The sequence below is a fragment of the Wolbachia endosymbiont of Kerria lacca genome (genome assembly GCF_051602725.1).
In the GTDB taxonomy this organism is placed as follows: domain Bacteria; phylum Pseudomonadota; class Alphaproteobacteria; order Rickettsiales; family Anaplasmataceae; genus Wolbachia.
In genome coordinates, this window is sequence record NZ_CP192272.1 from 1,051,458 (window position 1) to 1,070,938 (window position 19,481).

Genomic DNA, 19,481 nt, shown 5'->3' on the forward strand with positions numbered 1-19,481 from the left:
AGATTTCGTGCAACAAATAACAAAAGTAATACTATCAAGTTTAATTTGTAACACTTTGTTGTGGTATGATCACATGCTTTTCAGCCATCTAATAAGCATAATCGGAGATGTGTTTTTTCCATCAGACGACAAATTAGTCAGCATACTTAAAGCTTTTGGAGTGTTTGCAGTGGGTTTCTTAATAAGACCAATTGGTGCTGCTATATTTGGCCACATTGGCGATAAATATGGAAGAAGGATTGCTCTATTTCTCTCTATCATATTGATGACTCTATCAACCGTACTTATTGCATTTGTTCCAGGGTATCAGAACATTGGGGTACTTGCATCAGTACTGGTGGTATGTTTAAGATTATTGCAGGGTATATCTCTTGGAGGAGAGGCAGGAAATGCCCCATTTTTAATAGAGCATGCTCCTAAAAATAAAAGAGGATTCTTTGGCAGTATTGAAGTATTGAGCGCAATTCTTGGCTCAATATTAAGTCTTATAGTGGTGCTTATATGCAAAAAAGTATCCGATTTTGAATCTTGGGGATGGAGATTGCCTTTTATTTTCAGTTTTGTAATAGGATTAATCAGTATATATATGAGATATATACTCGATGAAAGCCCAGAATATAAAAAGCAGGAAAAGCCACATGAATTACCGTTAAAAGAACTGTTAAATGGCTATAAAAAACCTTTTCTAATATCAATTGGAGTTGACATAGTTGAGAATGCATCTCTTTACATATATTTAGTGTTTTTTAATCTACTTGCATCAACAATAAACACTCACTTTAATCACGCAGTAGAAATATTGAATCAGGTTGCACTTGGAGGATTGACTATACTATTTGCAATACTTTCTGATAAGGTAGGGAGAGAAAGAGTCATGAAATTTGCATTTGTGACTTTTATAGTAGTAAGTTATCCAGTTTTTTCAATGATACTAAGTGGTAATAATTTGCTCACCATAATGGCGCACGTTCTTTTTATAATCCCAATAGCTGCTTCTCTTGGTCCTGTTAGCGCGTTTATGTGCGAATTATTCCCAATAAAGGTACGATACAGTGGATTTGGTTTATCAAGAAATATAGCTTCGGGATTTTTTGGTGGTCTTGCACCATTTATATGCACAACTATTATCAAAGTTACAGGACAAGGAACTTTAGCAAGTTTTTACATGATTTTCTGTGCATTAATTGGGTTAGTTGCTATATCACAAGTTAAGAGTTAGATTTTTTCAAAAACCAAGTGTTTAAAAAATCTAATCATAAGGTGGAAAATGCCAATTTTTAGGTGATAGTGTAAATATTTCAACTCCATCTTTTGTGACTCCAAGCGTATGCTCAAACTGTGCAGAAAGTGAAAGATCGCGTGTTGTCACTGTCCAGCCATCTAGCTTGCTGAGCAGAGTTTCATGTTTTCCAGCATTGATCATTGGTTCTACCGTAAAAAACATGCCTTCTTTTAAGATAAGATCCTCACCTTCATCATAAAAATGTACAACATTTGGTGGAGCATGAAAAACCTTTCCTATGCCATGTCCACAATAATTGCGTACGATAGAATATCCAAAATCTTCAATATATTTTTCTATAGCAAATCCTATTTCATTTAACTTATTGCCGGGCTTAACTTGTTTTATCGCTTCCATTAGCGCATTGTAGGCAGCATTACACAAACGCTTTGCTTTTATTGAGGGTTTACCGGTCCAAAACATGCGACTTGTATCACCATACCAGCCATTTAAAATCACTGTAACGTCAATATTTAAAATATCTCCATCTTTAAGAGGTTTATCATCAGGAATACCATGACATACAACAGCATTTTTCGAAGTACAAATTGATTTCGGATATCCCTTATAATTCAGTGGTGCTGGAATTGCACCTGCATTGATTATAAAATCATGACATAGATCATTTAATTCATTAGTTGTTACGCCTACTTTGACGTGTGGTGCAATAAAATCAAGGGTTTCAGCTGCAAGCCTGCCAGCTTTACGCATAAAGTCAAAATCTTCTTGTGAATGTATAGTTATGTTCATGTTTCTTACGTTTTATTGTAATTTTCTGCTTCTCTTACGGATACATCAGTGTAATAATACTATAAAAATAAGCTCTTAGATCAAGCCATTTGTATATTAAGAGATAAAGACAAAAATCTAGACTGTGACTTTTGATTTAACCCAATGGTATAACTTACTTATTTTGCCATCGTGACCAAGCATTCCAGAATTATTTCTATAAAAGGTGTCAACTATTAGCTTTATAGAGCCTAAAGCAGCAGAAAATACAGGATTTTTGTCGTATTCGCCATCAAGACCGCTACAAGATTCAGGGCATCCGATACGGACTTGTTTATTGAATATATAGCTTGCAATTTCTTTCATGCTTGTGAGTTGACTGGTTCCACCTGTGATCACTACTTTATTAATTGGATCTTTCTGTTCTTGAAATTGTTCTCTTATCAGCTCAAGTATTTCCTCAACCCTTGGTCTTATGATGTTAACAAGTTCAGACTTAAACACTTGAGTTGGTTCATCGCTTTCATTACTTTGCACTGCAATACATTCATTCTCATCTATTGAAGTTACAATAGTGCTACCGTATAGTATTTTTATGCGTTCAGCATGCTCTATACTTGTGCATAATCCATAAGCTATATCTCGGGTAATGTGAATGCCACCAATTGGAATGCTGCTTGTGTACACAAGTTTTCCTCTCTTAAAAATTCCAATTGCAGTGCATCCACCTCCTATGTCAACAACGGCAGTTCCTAGCTCTTTTTCATCTTTACTTAGACAGGCAAGGCCTGCAGAATATGCAGAAGCAACACAACCAGCCATACTTATCCCACTATTATTAGTTATACAATTTTCGATATTGGTAAGCGCTGGACGCGAAGCAGTGACAACATTAACATCAGCAGATAATCTTTTTCCATATAATCCACTGACTTCCTTTATGTCAGTCATATCATCTAAGTGATATTTCAGTGGTATATTGTGAATGATGACATTTTCTTCGATATATTTCTCAAATGTCTGAAAGACTACACGTTTTATGTCTCGGTCTGAAATTTCGTGATTAGCTGCAATAATTTCGTTATATACGTTAAAAGATGAGACTCCACATCCGGATACATTCACATATATCTGGTCTATAGTCTCTTCTGATACTTGCTCAGCTAAACCTATAGTTGATGAAATAGAGTAACTTGCATGCTTTGCATCAGTTATTGATCCACCGCTTATACCTTCTGCACTTTTATAACCCGTTCCTATTATTTTATAGCTGAAGTTGCTATTGATCTTAACAATGAGACAGATAATTTTTGTTGTACCTACGTCTAAAACGGCAAAAACATTTCGCTTTGGTTTTATTATTACTGCAGAGTACATTAGTTGACCTTATGACACAATTCCATTCAAATTGTAGCTTCCTTTAATAATTTATATTTCTATTAAAAATACAGCAACATTTTAATATACCCAAAATACTGTACAAAGGAAAAAATAAAACATAAAATTTTAATTTTATGTCTAAATTGCCAATTGTAATTGCCCCTGATGAAAGGTTAACTACACGTGCCAGTGAAGTAATAGATATAACCGATAAAATTAAAGAATTAGTAAATGACATGTTCGAAACTATGTACCATGAAGATGGTCTTGGCCTTGCTGCAGTGCAAATTGGAGTGATGAAGAGAGTTTTTGTCATGGACGTTCAGCCAGAGAAGGCTGAAGATGGGCCAGCAGGATATGAATCAACTGGCAAATTTTGCATGATTAATCCTGAAATTACAGAATTATCGGGTGAACAAGTAATTCTCAAAGAAGGGTGCCTTTCAATTCCAGAGCAAAGCCATGAAATTAAGCGTCCAAAATATTTAACTGTGAAATATAAAAATTTAAATAACGAAGAACAGACGCTAAAAGCTAGTGGTTGGCTTGCAAGGTGTATTCAGCATGAGTTAGATCATTTAAATGGTATATTATACGTTAGACATTTGTCTAAATTGAAGTACGATATGGCTATGAAAAAAGCTCAAAAGGTTAAGAGGCACTATGAACAATGAAGATCTAGAATTGTTGAAGTTCTATCATGAAGTGGGTGTTGACTGCACGCTAACTGAAGGTGAAGAGGAAAAAAAAGTGGAAAATGAGAGAGCTGCACAGTCTTCTGTCATCGAGCAGAAAAAAGCCATGTTCCCAAGTGACTGGATCATTGAAGCAAGGAAGCTTGCAAGTGAATGTGGTAGTGTAGATGAACTAAGAAGTGCAGTTAAGTCATTTGAGGGTTGTGAAATAAAAAAAACTGCAACTAATACTGTTTTTTCCGATGGTAATCCAAATGCAAAAATCATGCTTGTTGGTGAAGCACCAGGAGCAAATGAAGACCTGAAAGGCATACCATTTTGTGGTGCAAGCGGAATGCTGCTCGATAAGATGCTCGGTGCAATTAATCTGGACCGCACTAAGGTATATATAAGCAACACCGTGTTTTGGCGTCCACCAGGTAATAGAAAACCAACTGATCTAGAGCTTGATATGTGCAGACCATTTGTTGAGAAGCATATTGCTCTTGTTTTACCGCAGATTCTGATTTTTGTTGGAGGAATCGCATGTTATAGCCTTCTTGATAACACAAAGACTATATCGAACTTGCGTGGCAAATTTCATACTTATACTAACCAATATTTATCTCATGCAATTACCACAGCCGCTATATTTCATCCAGCCTATCTACTTCGTCAACCAGCACAAAAACGCTTAGCTTGGGAAGATTTAAAGAAGATTAGAGAATATCTTGATAATACCAATAACCACACGGACGTTTAGCTCACTACTCGTTGTCATCCCAGTGCCGGCTAATTGCATTAAATATTGAAAAATTTACTAAACAGAGAAAAAGGCAAAAGAAAATCTATCAGCTACTACCTTTTTTTTAATTGGCGTTTTTCATTGCATTAAATGCTTTGATAAGCGTATTTTAGCTTATGTGGGTAAAAGTTTTATAAAGACATAGAGTGCACATAGTGCAAAAAATTAAACATCAAGTATATCGAGCTTTTTTTCCTTTTATCTGCACAGACTGAAGATAAATAATATATCTTCACCCTTATTTTAAGGAGAATGGCGGAGTCCGTCAAGTAACTCTTGCCGTTGCTATAGCTGCTTGAGTTCCTGTAATCACAATATTGGTGCAATGCACGCATGGAATTTTATTTACTCTATAATATATTGGTTTATAGTAGTACTAATGCAGAAATAAAGGGAGGAGACATTGGAAAGCAATATAAAAAAATTGAAAGGAAATTTTTTAGAACAAGCAATTAGAGTAAATCATGCTGGCGAATATGGAGCCATTTGCATTTATTCCGGTCAAAAATTTATTCTTAAAAAATCTTCCATAATTGACAAAATAATTGAAATGGAGGAGCAGGAAAAAAAACATTTCCACTATTTTAATGAGAAAATCAAGGAGCAAAGAGTTCGTCCTACTGTTTTGTTGCCAGTTTGGGGTGCTTTAGGGGTATCACTTGGTGTTGTAACTGCCATGATGGGTAAAAAAGCCGCTATGGCTTGCACTGCTGCAGTTGAAGAAGTGATCGGAGAGCACTACAAGGAGCAAGTCTTACATTTAGAAGATGGGGAATTAAGAGAAACTATAAGTAAATTTCGCGATGAGGAATTAGAGCACAGAGATATTGCAATTCAGCACAATGCCGAAAGCGCACTTGGCTACAACGTTTTATCTTTGTTCATAAAAACAAGCTGCAAAGCTGCTATTTACCTCTCTAAATTGATTTAATCAATCACTATTTGACAACCAACCACATCTGCCTTTAGTTCTTGTGCTAATTGCTGCCTCATATCCTCTACTACAATCGAATGCGTATGAATGTTTATAATTAATTTCTTAATTATTATCCTAAAAATACATTAATTTAATTCCCTATGAGAGTTTTCTTGTTGTTGTAAACATGTTTGCATAAGACTAGTAGATGGAACGTTTTTAATAGTCTGAGTTAACTCCTCAGGAATATTTTCAAAACTCTTGCCCATAACTTCTAAAACACTTTTTCCCTGTATAAGACAATTCCCTCCAAAGCTTGATTTGTTTTCTAACTTGCTAAACCTTATTTTGCTTTTCTCATCAATTTCTACTACCATTTTGTTACCATCTTTCCGTAGATAAATACTAATCTCTCCTATTTTAGTAGTAAAAAATATTTCAATACCACCTTTTAAGATATCTGTGTAATTTCTTTTTCCATCTTCTGTAATTTCAACTTTTACTATATTTTTCTCAATCTGAAATATGCCAACTTCTAAATCCTTAGCTTTTTCATTATTTAAAGTTCTCGCAATTTCAACAATACTACCTTGTGGATACTTAATATAAAAATATTTATTATCTACTTCTACTTCAAGATCATATTTATCAATTTGCTTGTTATTTTCTTTCACAATACCTTCATATGCTAGACCCTCTAGCATTTTTTTCTTACTCTTACATTGTTCGTTAAGATCATTTAAATAATTAGAGCCGTAATATCCGCCTTCAATATCGCTATAAAAAGATAATCCTTTTTCTACCCCACCTTTTAACACTAAATTACGAGTGATCTTTTGTATGATATTTTTTGTAGTTGAATTGTGTGGATTTGCATGAAAGCGATTAATTAATTCTTCCATTTTTTCAAATATAAAATTTGTTACAGTCTTATTATCCTTACCGTAATATGAGTTTAATCTTATTCCTTGATTTAAATAACCCTCTATTATGCGTTCCATGTACTTTAAAACGCTTTCTTGCTCATCGTGTTCTGTTATACCTTTTATCATCTCATCACAAAATTTTTTAACTAGAATTTGTTCATCTGTAGTCAATGGTATTTGCAATTTCGTAGAAGATGAGTCTCGCTCAAAAAGATAAATTATTGACAATTCTTCTGCTCTTTTAATAAAGTCATAACTTCTTAGATATTCTGCAACATCTTTGTTTTTTGCGTACCTTTTCTTGATTAAATCCATATGCCTATCTTTACGACTTATAGTCAGTAATTTTGGATTTGATGAACTACTCTGTTGACTATTGAAGAAGCTGTTAGAGAACTGTTCAGGCTCTAAAATAAGATTACTTTCACCTTGTTTACCTACTTGCTTAGACATATTATATACCATAACCAATAAAACTTTTTAGTGATTACTTCAATACATAGATAAGTCAATAAAAATATCTTTTTCTCTTCAGTGCTAAAAAATTGTCAAAAATCTCAAAATTGGTTAATTGCATATAATCTACTTTCTGGTATACATCAAAACTACCGTAGAAAGCTTCAACTTTGAAAGGGATTAACAAATAAAATTCTTGTACTTTACCTCTACTAAAGTACAATCAGGCTTTATTTAATATTTTTCATGCTTGATGAAGTACATGAGGAGTGTGGGGTATTTGGCATAAGTTGCAACCAAAGTGCTGCTTTTAACTCTATACTTGCTCTCCACGCTTTGCAGCATAGAGGTCAAGAGTCTTTTGGTGTAGTAACCAGTAACAACGATAAGCTGCTCTCTTATCACTTTCAAGGTCAAGTGAGCAGCGTATTTGATGATATAGATGAAATAAAGAAATCCTTACCTGGAGATTGTGCAATAGGTCATGTTCGATACTCAACCAGTGGTAGTAAATTTGGAGTGCAGCCCATGTTTGGCAAAAGTGGCAAATTTGGAGATTTCGCCATAGCACATAATGGTAATTTAATTAATATTTCTCCGATACGCGAACAATTAATTAAACAAGAGTGTGTTTTTCAGTCAGATATTGATACAGAAGTAGTAGTGCATCTGACAGCAAGCGGTGAAAAAGATAGCTTTTTAGAGAGTTTTATATATGCATTAAAGCAAATACAAGGTGCTTATTCTTTTGTGGCAATCAATCAAGAAGTAGTTATTGGAGTACGTGATCCATCTGGAATCAGGCCTCTTGTTTTAGGAAAGTTAAACGGTTCTTACGTTCTTGCATCTGAAACTTGTGCTCTTGATATAATAAATGCAGAGTTTATTAGAGAAATAGAACCAGGCGAATTAGTTACCATCAGTTCGGATAGTAAGCTAGCCTCAATGTTTCCTTTCCCAAAGCAAAAATCAAGTTTTTGTATTTTTGAATACGTTTATTTTTCAAGACCAGACAGCATAATGGAGAATAGGTCTATATACGATACAAGAAAAGAAATAGGAAGAATACTTGCAAAGGAAAGTCCACCAAAGAACAATGTAGATATGATTGTACCAATACCTGATTCTGGAATACCTGCAGCTATTGGATATGCAAAGCATTCAGGATTACCTATGGAACTGGGGATAATTCGTAATCATTATATAGGAAGAACATTTATACAGCCAATCCCTGAAATACGTAAGGTTAGAATAAAATTAAAGTTCAATGCTAATAAGCATATTTTAAAGGGTAAAAACATAATTTTAATAGACGATAGTATAGTGCGTGGTAGCACGCTCAGAAGTATAATAGTTATGTTAAAAGATGCAGGAGTAAAAGAAATTCACCTAAAGATTTCATGTCCACCAATTAAGCACTCTTGTTTTTATGGAATAGATACGCCAGAGTGCAAAGATTTAATTGCTGCAAATAAATCTGTAGAGGAAATTAAGGAAGTTATAGGAATAGATAGCCTAGCCTTCTTGAGTATTGATGGCCTATACAGGGCTGTTAAAGAAGAAAAACGTAACAACGCTACACCGCAATATTGTGATGCTTGTTTCACTGGTGACTACCCAATTGGTAAGTAATCTATTATTAATAAAGGTGAGGTTTTTTCTATGTTATATTAACAGTTTTAAAAATAGATTTTTTGCATAACCATATAGTTTTTGCCTGGGCGTCATTTGAGTGAAAACTACTTTACAAATTTCGTCATTCCCTTTACTATGATACCAAGAATATTTATCCTTATTTTTGACCTGCAGGCTCAATTACAAAATCAGTAAAAAACTCAAATATTTATTGGCAAATTACACAAAAATTATAGCGGCTTTTTTTATTTTTTCTACATTCAGCCAAAACGCGCTTGTTAGCACATTATTATAGCGCCAATTTACATTATAAAACTTGTCACACGGGGATTCTTTTGCCTTTTTTCTTCATTTGGTAAATTTCTTAATATTTGCAACTAAAGTAATTTTCGAGAGGTGTTATGTAAGTAGCTGACACACAGCTGTACGAGCATTCATTTTTGAAAGTAAATTGCGTAGCAAATGGTGTCATCCGAGTAGCTGACACTGGGATCCATCTCTTAATACAGCCTCATCAAAAATGTTGTGTTTTAACATAAAATTAACTGCTTTTATGCTCATAAACTTAATATCCAATCAAATTTCCTGGATCCCAGTGGGCTTTGTTGCACAGCTCTTCGGATAGTGGGTAATGTATAATAAATTCATGAAGCTATATCAAACTTAGCCATGCCTATTTCAGTAAATTTGTTAAGCAAATAACACTTGAGTAGCAGTTCCTTCTCACGATTAATCTCAGATTTATTCCTAAAACTAAATCCAAATATTTGCTTCAGTCGCGAGAAAAAACTTTCTATATAAGATCTCTTCCAATAATTTATCTCTTTTTTCCACCTCTTCATACCATCTTCATCATATGACTTTATGAGCTTGATTGTAGAATTTCTCTCATTCATATAATCCAACTTTGGATGCTCTACTGCATTATTTTGCGGAGGAATCCTTGTCTTTATGTCAAGCTCATCGCACAGTTTGTATAACTTCTTTCGATTATATGCCCTATCTGCATATATCGTGCTTATGTTATACTTGGTATCCACTCTTTCAATAAGATCACAGGCTCCATAGTGGTCGGAATAAACTCCACTACTGTATTTTGCAGCTATAACTTTTTTACTACCTATCTCTAGCATTACATGTAGCTTTCTTGTTTGCTCATAGCGGCGATACTTTCTATCTGTACCATTTGCCTTACTATGGCCTGGAATATTATTGTAGATGCTGATACCTGTACTATCTATAGCAATTTCAATATCTTCCATATCGTTCTTATCAACTCTGCAGTCGTTGATTTTGATATTAAGCTTTTTAAACCTTCTTGAAGCCTGCGAATAGCTGATAATTTGCAAAATTTTCCCTATTTGCTCAAGATATTTCTCTATAAATCCCACTGTTTGCCTAAGACCAATCCTGAATAGATAGGTTATTATGTGAATTAGAATCACTACTTTGTCGCTGTAGACATTGTTGCCACCTGCTACTTTTGGACTATTTTCGTACCAATTTTCAATGGCATCGTTGATATAATGAAAAACATTTCCCCTTTCTTGAAGAAATTTGTTATATTCATTGCAGTTACTGACTTTCATTCTTATTGGCATATTTTTCCTTTGTCGGCTAAATATCTATTTTATAACAAATTCCATCAGTAACTGCCTGTTCTTTCCTTGAGTGGTGCAACAAAGCCATCCCAGTGTCAAGCACTGGGATGACACCGTCATAAAGTAAACCAGTACTTGGATGAACTGGCAAAAATTGCTCTTAAATCACAAGTTCGTGCAATGATGGTGCTCCTTAAAGAAGCACCATTTGCTAATGTTTTGAAGCTTTAATGCTTATTATACGCATGTATTTTTTGTTGCATCCCATCTTTTACCATCAGGGCAAGCAGTTGCACCATCTTTACAAATCACACCACCTGGTACTATTTTTGAAACAACTACAGGTGCACCAAAAAACACAGCAGTAAATGCACCAAGTGCAAAAAGCGCTGGCCATGGCATTCTGCCAAATATTGCCAGCAATGCTGCACCTATTATCACTATTGTAATCATAGGCCCGCCTATACCGTGAGTATAGCCTACTATTTTGCATATTGTATTGGTTGTTGCATCATCAGTAACAGCAGCAGCAAAAGCATTATCAAATGCAAAGGAAAGAATTAAAGCTACAAGTAGAAGAAAATTTTTCATTATGCCTCCGTATTTAACGCTGGATTATCTATCATTTTGATTAAATTTAAGTAAACGGTGAGGATTTTTTGCTTAAAAGTATGCTTTATTTCATTTAGAATACTTTTCTTAGTTTATTTATATTACAAGTGCTACAGAAATTTTATAGTATCGTTTATTGCCTTTATCGTGCTTTAATTGACACAATTTATAATGATGGAGTGGAGCACGCAGGATATCTATCATTTTTAATCCTGTTATCAATATTTCCTTTTCTTATTGTTTTAATGGCCATGGCATCAACGTTCGCAAATTTCTTAGATCAATACAATGTCGGCTGGGCATTTATTATTGATAACATGCCACAGGATATTTTATCATCTTTGATGCCACGTATTAGGGAGATAATATCAGGCCCTCCGCAAAGCTTATTAACCTTGGCAATTGTAGGCGCTGTTTGGACTGCCTCATCGACAATTGAAGGATTCAGAACGATATTGAATAAGGCCTATAAAGTCCCGGTTTCATCGCCTTATATATGGAGAAGGGTGCTCAGTATATTACAATTTTTAGCAATTACGCTTGTTACAACTCTGACTATAGTATTTTTTACATTAGTGCCAATGTTAATTGATTTTTCTTACCAAGGGCTAAGTTATACTAGATATTTACTTATTGAGTTTTTGCTTTTTACTATAGTATCTTGGCTATATTTTACATTGCCAAACATAAAACAAAACTTATCAGACGTATTTCCCGGATCTTGTGTAGCTGTTATTCTTTGGACGATCTCTGCTTCAGCTTTCAAGCAATACTTAAAAGCTTCCTTTGACCAACTGAATTTGATATATGGAAGTTTAGGTGGTGTGATAGTATCGTTACTATTTTTTTATGTGCTAAGTTTGATTTTTATATATGGAGCAAAATTTAATTTTCAGCTAAAATATTTCAATGGATCTTGCTAAGGAGAAAGAAATGGGTGACTTAGAAGGTAAAATAGCTTTAATTACCGGAGCTTCAGGTGGAATAGGCTCTTCTGTTGCAAAAAGATTTGTAAAAGAAGGTGCATGTGTAATTCTGATTTCCAGATCTCTTGATAATCTCAAGCCATTGTATAACGAAATTGAAGAGCTGAAAGAAGGCTCTGTGAAACTAATTCAGCTTGACCTTTTAGACTTTGAAAACGTAGAAAAACTGGCAAATATGATAGAAAGCCCAAAATTATCAGAATCTGGAACACTTGATATACTGATTGCATGCACTGAAATTTTAGGTAAGTTGAGCTCTGTTCATGATTGTGAGCTTGAAGATCTACAGAACGTAATGAATACAAATTTTACTGCCAGTTGGTACTTGCTAAAAAATTTGGGTCCAATACTAAAAAAGTCTAATGCTGGAAGAGCGATATTCATGACCTCAGAGATAACACTTTCTCCTTCCTCTTATCCATATTGGGTACCATATGCTGCAAGTAAGGCTGCACTAGAAGCAATGGTGAAGATATATGCATCTGAGACAAAACATACGAACTTATGCATAAATGCCGTGTATTCGGAAGGGCCTATCGATAGTGAAATGTATAAGCAAGCATTTTCGGGAAAAGATATATCTGAATTGGTGCCACCTGATAAACTGACAGACAAATTTGTAGAACTTGCTTCTGAAGATTGTAGCATATCAGGACAAATCTTACCACTTAGCAAATCTCCCGAGTAAATTACCATAGTATCTGCAAAGATACTGTTAAGCCTAAAGGTAGTTAGGTTTAATAAAAATTCACATACACAGGAAAGATTGGTAACATTATTTGAGTCGAGACTATTATTGTAATTATGCCAAAACGCACAGATATAGAATCTATATTAGTAATAGGAGCAGGCCCAATAGTTATAGGTCAGGCATGCGAGTTTGATTATTCTGGAACGCAAAGCTGTAAAGTATTAAAAAGTGAAGGTTATAAAGTCATTTTAGTTAACTCCAACCCCGCAACTATAATGACAGATCCTGAATTCTCTGATGCAACTTATATTGAGCCGGTGCTACCTGAAATCATAGAGAAAATTATAATTAAGGAGATGCCAGATGCAATATTGCCAACAATGGGCGGGCAAACAGCACTCAATTGCGCAATAAAACTTGCAGATGATGGAGTGTTAGACAAATACAACGTAGAATTAATAGGAGTAAATAGAGAAGCAATAAAAAAAGCGGAAGATAGAGAATTATTTCGCCAATCCATGGATAAAATAGGTCTAAAATACCCCAAAAGTATCATTATAAAAAATCAAGAACAAATAAAAAAGGCTTTGGATTACATTGGATTACCAGCAATCATCCGTTCATCATTCACTCTTGGTGGCGCAGGTAGCGGCATAGCATACAATAAAGAGGAGTTTTTCAATATTGCAGAAAGTGCTCTAAAAATTTCACCAATAAATGAAGTTCAGATAGATGAATCAATTATGGGCTGGAAGGAATATGAAATGGAAGTTATCCGTGACTGCAAGGATAACTGTATAATAGTGTGTTCAATAGAAAATATTGATCCAATGGGAGTGCACACCGGAGATAGTATCACAGTTGCTCCTGCTTTGACTCTGCGTGATGCTGAATATCAACAAATGAGAAATGCATCTATAGCAGTGTTGAGAGAAATTGATGTTAGCGCCGGTGGTGCAAATGTTCAGTTTGCAGTGAATCCTAAAGAAGATGGAAGCCTCGTTGTAATTGAAATGAATCCAAGGGTTTCTCGCTCCTCTGCACTTGCTTCGAAAGCAACAGGCTATCCTATTGCAAAAGTTGTAACTAAACTTGCTATTGGCTATTCGCTCGATGAAATATGTAACGACTGTGCTCCAGTTATACCTGCTGCATTCGAACCAGTGATTGATTATATCGTCACTAAAATTCCTCGATTTGAGTTTGAGAAATTTAAGGGGACGAATTGTGAACTATCAACCTCCATGAAATCAGTGGGAGAAGTAATGTCTATAGGCCGCACTTTTAATGAGTCACTACAGAAAGCTTTTCGCTCACTTGAAACAGGGCTCACGGGACTTGATGAAGTGTTTTCTGAAGACACAGATGTTAAATCTCAATTAGCAAAATTGCTGCCAAACAGATTACTGATTGCTGCTGACGCAATGCGTCACGGAATTAGCATAGAAGAAATAAATTCGATTACAGGATATGACTTATGGTTTCTGCAAAATATACAGCAAATCATCTTGGCTGAACAAAAAATCAAGGAAAACGGCCTTCCTGGAACTGCATATGAAATGTTAGAGCTGAAAAAAATGGGGTTTTCAGATGCAAGATTGGCAAAATTAAGCAATAAGAAAGTAGAACAAATTGAAGCAATAAGGAAAAAATTTGATGTTAATCCAGTTTATAAGCGTGTAGACACCTGTGCAGCTGAATTTGAATCGAGCACTGCTTATATGTATGGCTGTTATGAGAATAACACAATCCAGCGTGTGACTAGAGATAAGGAAGAATGGATCCCAGTGTCAGCTACTCGGATGACAGAGGGAATGGAGTGCGAAGCAGATGTTTCTGACCGAGAAAAGGTTGTCATTTTAGGAAGTGGTCCAAATCGCATTGGTCAAGGTATTGAGTTTGATTATGCATGCGTACATGCAGCTTCTGCCGCCAAAGAAATGGGGTATGAAACAATAATGATTAACTGTAATCCAGAAACCGTTTCAACTGATTATGATACCGCTGATCGTTTATATTTCGCCCCACTGATTGCAGAGGATGTGCTTGAAATACTAAGCAAAGAGCAAGAAAATGGCACACTGGTTGGTGTAATAGTTCAAATAGGTGGTCAAACACCTTTAAAGTTAGCCAAAGTGCTTAACGAGAGAGGTTTCAAAATTCTGGGAACTTCGTTTGATTCTATTGACCTTGCAGAAGATCGCATGAGGTTTAAAAACCTTGCTTTGCAACTTAATTTAAAACAACCTGAAAGTTCTATCTGCCATTCAGTAGAAGAAGCGTTAACCAACGCAGAAAAGGTGGGGTTTCCACTAGTAGTTAGGCCATCATATGTCCTCGGCGGTCAGTCTATGTCGATTAGACATGATACTCAGAGCTTTAAAGAGTATGTCTTGAATCAAACCAAAATTTTTGAACACGGATCGCTTCTTCTTGATAAATTTTTAGTCAATGCAGTTGAGGTTGACGTTGATGCTGTGTGTGATGGGGAAAAAGTTTTCATTGCAGCGGTCATGGAGCATATTGAAGAAGCTGGTATCCACTCTGGCGATTCAACATGCTCAATACCGACAAACACATTGAGTGACGAAGTAATAAAAGAGATCGAGCTCCAAACTGAAAGAATAGCTCTTGCACTAGAAGCGAAAGGTCTGATAAACATTCAGTTTGCTGTTCAAGAGAGTGATGTATGCATACTTGAAGTAAATTTACGAGCTAGTCGAACCGTTCCTTTTATTTCCAAGGTAATCAATATTCCTATTGCAAAGCTTGCCACTCAGGTTATTTTGGGTAAAATTTTGAATCAGGAAAACAAGCCTTTCAATCATTTTGCAGTTAAAGCTGCTGTTTTTCCATTTACCCGCTTTGCAGGAGTTGATACTTTACTTGGTCCTGAAATGAAATCAACAGGAGAAGTGATGGGAATTGACTCATCTTTCGAAGCTGCACTTGCAAAAGTGCACATGGCTGCAGGATACAAGTTACCAACAGAAGGAACAGCTCTGATTTCAGTAAAAGATGATGATAAAGAGTATATATTGACTGTTGCACGAATGTTGAAAGAACTGAGTTTTGAAATATATGCCACCAAAGGCACAGCTTCGTATCTGAACAATAACGGCATTGCTGCAAAAGCTGTAAATAAAGTGAGAGAAGGCAGACCCCACATAGTTGATATGCTCAAAGATGGAAAAATAAATCTAGTAATCAATACCTCAAAAGGTGTGAAATCAGTTTCAGATAGCAAAGATATCAGGAGAACTGCTATTTTGCAAAATATAGCTTATAGCACCACAGCTTCTGGGAGTAAAGCGTTAGCGCTTGCAATTCAATATGTAAAGAATAGCAAATTGGAAGTGAAATCATTACAGCAGATACAAAATGTTTAAATATCAAGACTATAATAAATTATTACTTATTTCAAAATGAGGATCGTGTAAGCTAAGGCGAGAGAAATTTAATTAAAGGATTTTTGTGTCAGTATCAATATATAACTGCCTTGAGCGTTTGTTGAAAGGCTTTGTACTAATTTTCTTGATTCAAACAATATGCTAGACTTTAACTTAAAAATCTTTGTAAGTGATCACGACTGAAAGGTGTTTTCATGCATTTTTTACCTGAGTGCAATAAGTGTAGTTCATTGAGTTTCCAAAATTGATAATGAAGAAAAGCATTACTCGTCTAATAAAAGCAATTCAATACTCCTGTGAAGGAATAAAATCAGCTTTTGTATCAGAAGTTGCGTTTAGACAGGAGTTACTGCTTTTTATAATATGTGTTTCAACTTTGTTTGTTTTAGATGTAAGTAATTTAGAACGTGCAGTAATGGTAAGTAGCCTATTTTTGGTGTTAATTGTAGAAATTATTAACACTGCTTTTGAAACAACAATTGAGCGTATTTCCAGTGAACAACATATACTTTCAAAAAAAGTGAAAGATCTAGGTAGTGCAGCAGTTTTTCTCTCATTAATTAATTTCTTGATAACATGGATGATAATATTGATATGAATGTTGTTAAGATATATTTTCAAATTCACCGATTAAGACTTGCATGTCTTGTGGTAAATCAGAAACAAATTCTATATATTCTTTACTTTTTGGATGATATAAGCCTAGCGTGTGAGCATGTAGTGCCTGTCTATTGAAATTACGGATAAAGTCAGAGTTTTTAGCATGTTTTTCACTTTTACTACTATTTTTTCCGTAAACTTGATCACCAACTACAGAATGTCCTATGTGGCTCATGTGTACTCGAATTTGGTGTGTTCTGCCTGTCTCTAAAGTACATTTAACCAGGCTTGCTTGCCCTATAATTTTCTTCACTGAATAATGAGTGATTGCTAATTTACCTGCTGTTTTTGTGACACACATCATTTCTTTATTACTGCGTTTTGGAGCAATATGGGTTTTTACTGTTCCTTGCAGATTAGGTAATGCTCCCCAAATTACTGCTAAGTATTCCCTTTTTATTTTACGATTTGATAGCAGTTCAGACAAGAAGCTGTGGGATTGTTCATTTTTTGCAATTACCATGAGTCCACTAGTATCTTTATCAAGCCTGTGAACAATTCCTGGTCTTGTATTTGTATATGGAATTTTGCCAAGGTGAGCGATCACTGCATTCAGGAGTGTATCATTGTTTGTTCCAGCACCTGGGTGTACTGTTAATCTACTTTGTTTACTCAGAACTATAATGTCCCCATCTTCGTAGATGATATCAAGCTTTATATTATAGTTAGGTTCAATTGATGTGGATATGTCAGGTTGAACGAGATGTACTATATACTCTTCACCTGGTTTTACTATGTGGTCATTATTAATTATCGGCGTGCCAAATAATGTTACCCGCTCATCTTGTATCAATCTTTGCGCTTTACTGCGTGATATGTTGCACTTTTTAGCTATGTAAGTATCTAGCCTTAATTTTTTTTTCGTCACTATTAACATTTAAGGTTATATCTATGGTCACTACCCTGCGCAAGCTACTTTGAATGCTGCATGAACATCTGGATTCACAAAATCAACTTTTGTACTAGGTTGAATTTGAAGGCCGTCTTGTTTTTTAATATGGCAAATTATTTGAGAGCCATCTTTCCAGTAAATTATTATTTTATTATCAAAATCCCGTAGCGTTAACTCCCTCTTTTCCTCTTTTTTATCTTTTTCTTCTAGCTTAATAGACTCTAATAAATAATATAGAAAGTCACTTGCTTTACCGTTAACTTTTTTTCTCCATTCATCCATTTTTTCTTGTTCAGATAATTCTTTTTCCAATTTTGCATTTTCTTGCTCCAGCTCTTTCATCCTTTTTTTTGATTTTAATAGTCTATTTTTTTCTTTTGCTTTTTTCTCTTCATCCCGTTGTTTGTCAAAAGGAGTAGCAGTAATACTGCCTTCACTGCTATTAGGTTCATTTGATTGAGTCTGTTTATTCTTTAATTCCTCTAGTTCATCTTTTACTTTTTTTAGTTCTTCTTCTAATTCCTTCTTTATCTTTTCCGCCTCTTTTTTTTGCTTTTCCAACATATCTATAAACAAAGGATCATCGCTAACTGTGCTTTCCCCAGATTTAAAAAAGCCAACAAATCTGCTTGGTTCAAATCGCTCAACCTTATCTTCAGCGATTTTAATAGCATTATCTAAACTAGAAAAAATACTTTCAATGTTTAGTGAACTTGCTCTTTTTACCAGCCCTTTAGCTTCACTTAAAATGGGCGAGATTTCCTTGTGCAACTTATCTAAATCTTTTTTGATGTCTCCTCTAATTCCTTGTAGATGAACAAGTGTTTCTTGAATTTCATCATTTGCAGGCTTTAGAAGGCTATTATCAAGTAGATCTTTAACTTCATCTAGCTGCTTATCAAATGAAGCAACAATTTTATCTGTAAAATCAGTCAAGTGCTTATCAAGTAATTTTATCAATTGAGATATAGAATCATTTTCTTCCTCATCTTTTGTCTTTTTTTCTATTACCGATACAACCCCACCTCTTCTGAATGGAAAGAGAATATCCAAATTGTTAAACTTTTTAACAATATTATGATTATTGTTTATCTCATTGTTTTTTAGCTTGCTGAATGTTATACATATCCCAACAATAGCAATGATACTAGCCAGTGCAACTATGGCCCATTCCAAATCCTGAATATTGGCAAAGCTCAGTCTATTTTGTATTAACGCACCAACTATAATTACAGCACTAATTACATATGGTATGGTAAGAAAAATTGCCTTATTCTTATTCTCTTGTCTTTGATCATCTAATATTTTTTTTTGATTTTCAGAGATTGGCAAAATTATTGAAAAGCTTGCTTTTTTGTGACTTGTAAAACTTAAATTTTGTTTTATCTCTATTTTTAGAGCATTTTCAGCAAGTTCACTTATCTCGTTGTCTTTGCCACCTCTAATTTTATCATTTATTAATTCCTCTATCGGCTTTTTTCCTTCTTTTATCTTCTGCTTATGCATATATCTCATAGCAGAAGAGGCTGCAAAAGTTGTTAAAAGAATAATAGAAACCAAAGTGTAAATTGGCATGAATGTTGGGTTAAAAATATCTGTAATAAAGCTTAAATTATTACTAGTTATTATTATTGCAGCTACATAAGCCAAAGAAAATTGAAGCCAAGTATTTACAGCTGCTATAGGTAGAGTGTTACTTACGGAATATTTCTTTGCTGCATGCCATAATCTAGGGAAAAAACCAATAGCATCATCTATTTTGGCAAAATTATGATCTACTTTAACACTTAAAGGATTTATTATATCTAAAGGCATAAACTTCCTAG

Annotated in this window: 17 protein-coding genes; 9 read left to right on the plus strand and 8 right to left on the minus strand. The window is 34.7% G+C overall.

The features are described from left to right. Nucleotides 1–7: 7 nt before the first annotated feature. Nucleotides 8–1,219, plus strand: a complete 1,212-nt coding sequence (locus ACQ4M0_RS04865) for an MFS transporter (protein ID WP_012481950.1) — start codon at nt 8–10, stop codon at nt 1,217–1,219. A gap of 30 nt (nt 1,220–1,249) precedes the next feature. On the opposite strand, the gene map is transcribed toward ACQ4M0_RS04865, so the two are convergent. Then, complete coding sequence (gene map / locus ACQ4M0_RS04870) at nt 1,250–2,032, minus strand: type I methionyl aminopeptidase (RefSeq protein ID WP_213863864.1); 783 nt, start codon at nt 2,030–2,032, stop codon at nt 1,250–1,252. Between the two features lie 117 nt (nt 2,033–2,149). Continuing rightward, on the minus strand, nt 2,150–3,388 hold the full coding sequence (gene ftsA, locus ACQ4M0_RS04875; RefSeq protein ID WP_438456317.1) for a cell division protein FtsA: 1,239 nt from the start codon (nt 3,386–3,388) through the stop codon (nt 2,150–2,152). A 137-nt stretch (nt 3,389–3,525) separates the two neighbouring features. On the opposite strand from ftsA, the gene def reads away from it, so the two are divergent. From def to ACQ4M0_RS04890, 3 genes are all read left to right on the plus strand, one after another. Further along, on the plus strand, nt 3,526–4,065 hold the full coding sequence (gene def / locus ACQ4M0_RS04880; protein ID WP_264376708.1) for a peptide deformylase: 540 nt from the start codon (nt 3,526–3,528) through the stop codon (nt 4,063–4,065). Continuing rightward, entirely contained in the window at nt 4,055–4,828 is a 774-nt protein-coding gene (locus ACQ4M0_RS04885; RefSeq protein ID WP_010403847.1) for a uracil-DNA glycosylase, read from the plus strand. The genes def and ACQ4M0_RS04885 overlap by 11 nt, the downstream gene beginning before the upstream one ends. A gap of 445 nt (nt 4,829–5,273) precedes the next feature. Next, complete coding sequence (locus ACQ4M0_RS04890; RefSeq protein WP_007302313.1) at nt 5,274–5,801, plus strand: demethoxyubiquinone hydroxylase family protein; 528 nt, start codon at nt 5,274–5,276, stop codon at nt 5,799–5,801. Between the two features lie 131 nt (nt 5,802–5,932). Here the strand turns inward: ACQ4M0_RS04890 and ACQ4M0_RS04895 are convergent, their stop codons facing one another. Beyond that, on the minus strand, nt 5,933–7,165 hold the full coding sequence (locus ACQ4M0_RS04895; RefSeq protein WP_438456318.1) for a hypothetical protein: 1,233 nt from the start codon (nt 7,163–7,165) through the stop codon (nt 5,933–5,935). A gap of 249 nt (nt 7,166–7,414) precedes the next feature. On the opposite strand from ACQ4M0_RS04895, the gene purF reads away from it, so the two are divergent. Beyond that, the gene (gene purF / locus ACQ4M0_RS04900) at nt 7,415–8,800 is read left to right on the plus strand and encodes an amidophosphoribosyltransferase (protein WP_052265009.1); all 1,386 of its coding nucleotides are present in this window, start codon (nt 7,415–7,417) and stop codon (nt 8,798–8,800) included. Between the two features lie 647 nt (nt 8,801–9,447). On the opposite strand, the gene ACQ4M0_RS04905 is transcribed toward purF, so the two are convergent. From ACQ4M0_RS04905 to ACQ4M0_RS04915, 3 genes are all read right to left on the minus strand, one after another. Next, nucleotides 9,448–10,404 (minus strand): IS5 family transposase, encoded by a 957-nt coding sequence (locus ACQ4M0_RS04905; protein ID WP_213863789.1) that lies wholly within the window; start codon nt 10,402–10,404, stop codon nt 9,448–9,450. Nucleotides 10,405–10,420: 16 nt separating this feature from the next. Further along, nucleotides 10,421–10,555 (minus strand): hypothetical protein, encoded by a 135-nt coding sequence (locus ACQ4M0_RS04910; protein ID WP_264687584.1) that lies wholly within the window; start codon nt 10,553–10,555, stop codon nt 10,421–10,423. Between the two features lie 86 nt (nt 10,556–10,641). Then, on the minus strand, nt 10,642–10,995 hold the full coding sequence (locus tag ACQ4M0_RS04915; protein WP_214303143.1) for a TrbC/VirB2 family protein: 354 nt from the start codon (nt 10,993–10,995) through the stop codon (nt 10,642–10,644). 128 nt (nt 10,996–11,123) lie between these two features. Here ACQ4M0_RS04915 and ACQ4M0_RS04920 point away from each other — a divergent pair, with 128 nt between their 5' ends. The 4 genes from ACQ4M0_RS04920 (at nt 11,124) to ACQ4M0_RS04935 (ending at nt 16,701) form a co-directional block, all read left to right on the plus strand. Beyond that, entirely contained in the window at nt 11,124–11,939 is an 816-nt protein-coding gene (locus ACQ4M0_RS04920) for a YihY/virulence factor BrkB family protein (protein ID WP_265025189.1), read from the plus strand. Then, nucleotides 11,926–12,690: an SDR family oxidoreductase gene (locus ACQ4M0_RS04925; protein ID WP_006013430.1), complete on the plus strand. Its 765-nt coding sequence runs from the start codon at nt 11,926–11,928 to the stop codon at nt 12,688–12,690. The genes ACQ4M0_RS04920 and ACQ4M0_RS04925 overlap by 14 nt, the downstream gene beginning before the upstream one ends. A 116-nt stretch (nt 12,691–12,806) precedes the next feature. Next, a complete protein-coding gene (gene carB / locus ACQ4M0_RS04930; protein ID WP_438456319.1) occupies nt 12,807–16,082 on the plus strand; it encodes a carbamoyl-phosphate synthase large subunit in 3,276 nt (1,091 codons plus the stop codon). Between the two features lie 271 nt (nt 16,083–16,353). After that, on the plus strand, nt 16,354–16,701 hold the full coding sequence (locus ACQ4M0_RS04935; protein WP_007302306.1) for a diacylglycerol kinase: 348 nt from the start codon (nt 16,354–16,356) through the stop codon (nt 16,699–16,701). A gap of 6 nt (nt 16,702–16,707) precedes the next feature. Here ACQ4M0_RS04935 and ACQ4M0_RS04940 read toward each other — a convergent pair whose 3' ends face one another. After that, nucleotides 16,708–17,640: an RluA family pseudouridine synthase gene (locus tag ACQ4M0_RS04940; protein ID WP_264684877.1), complete on the minus strand. Its 933-nt coding sequence runs from the start codon at nt 17,638–17,640 to the stop codon at nt 16,708–16,710. A 21-nt stretch (nt 17,641–17,661) separates the two neighbouring features. Further along, nucleotides 17,662–19,470, minus strand: coding sequence for a hypothetical protein (locus tag ACQ4M0_RS04945; protein WP_438456320.1), 1,809 nt, complete (start codon nt 19,468–19,470; stop codon nt 17,662–17,664). Nucleotides 19,471–19,481: the final 11 nt, after the last annotated feature.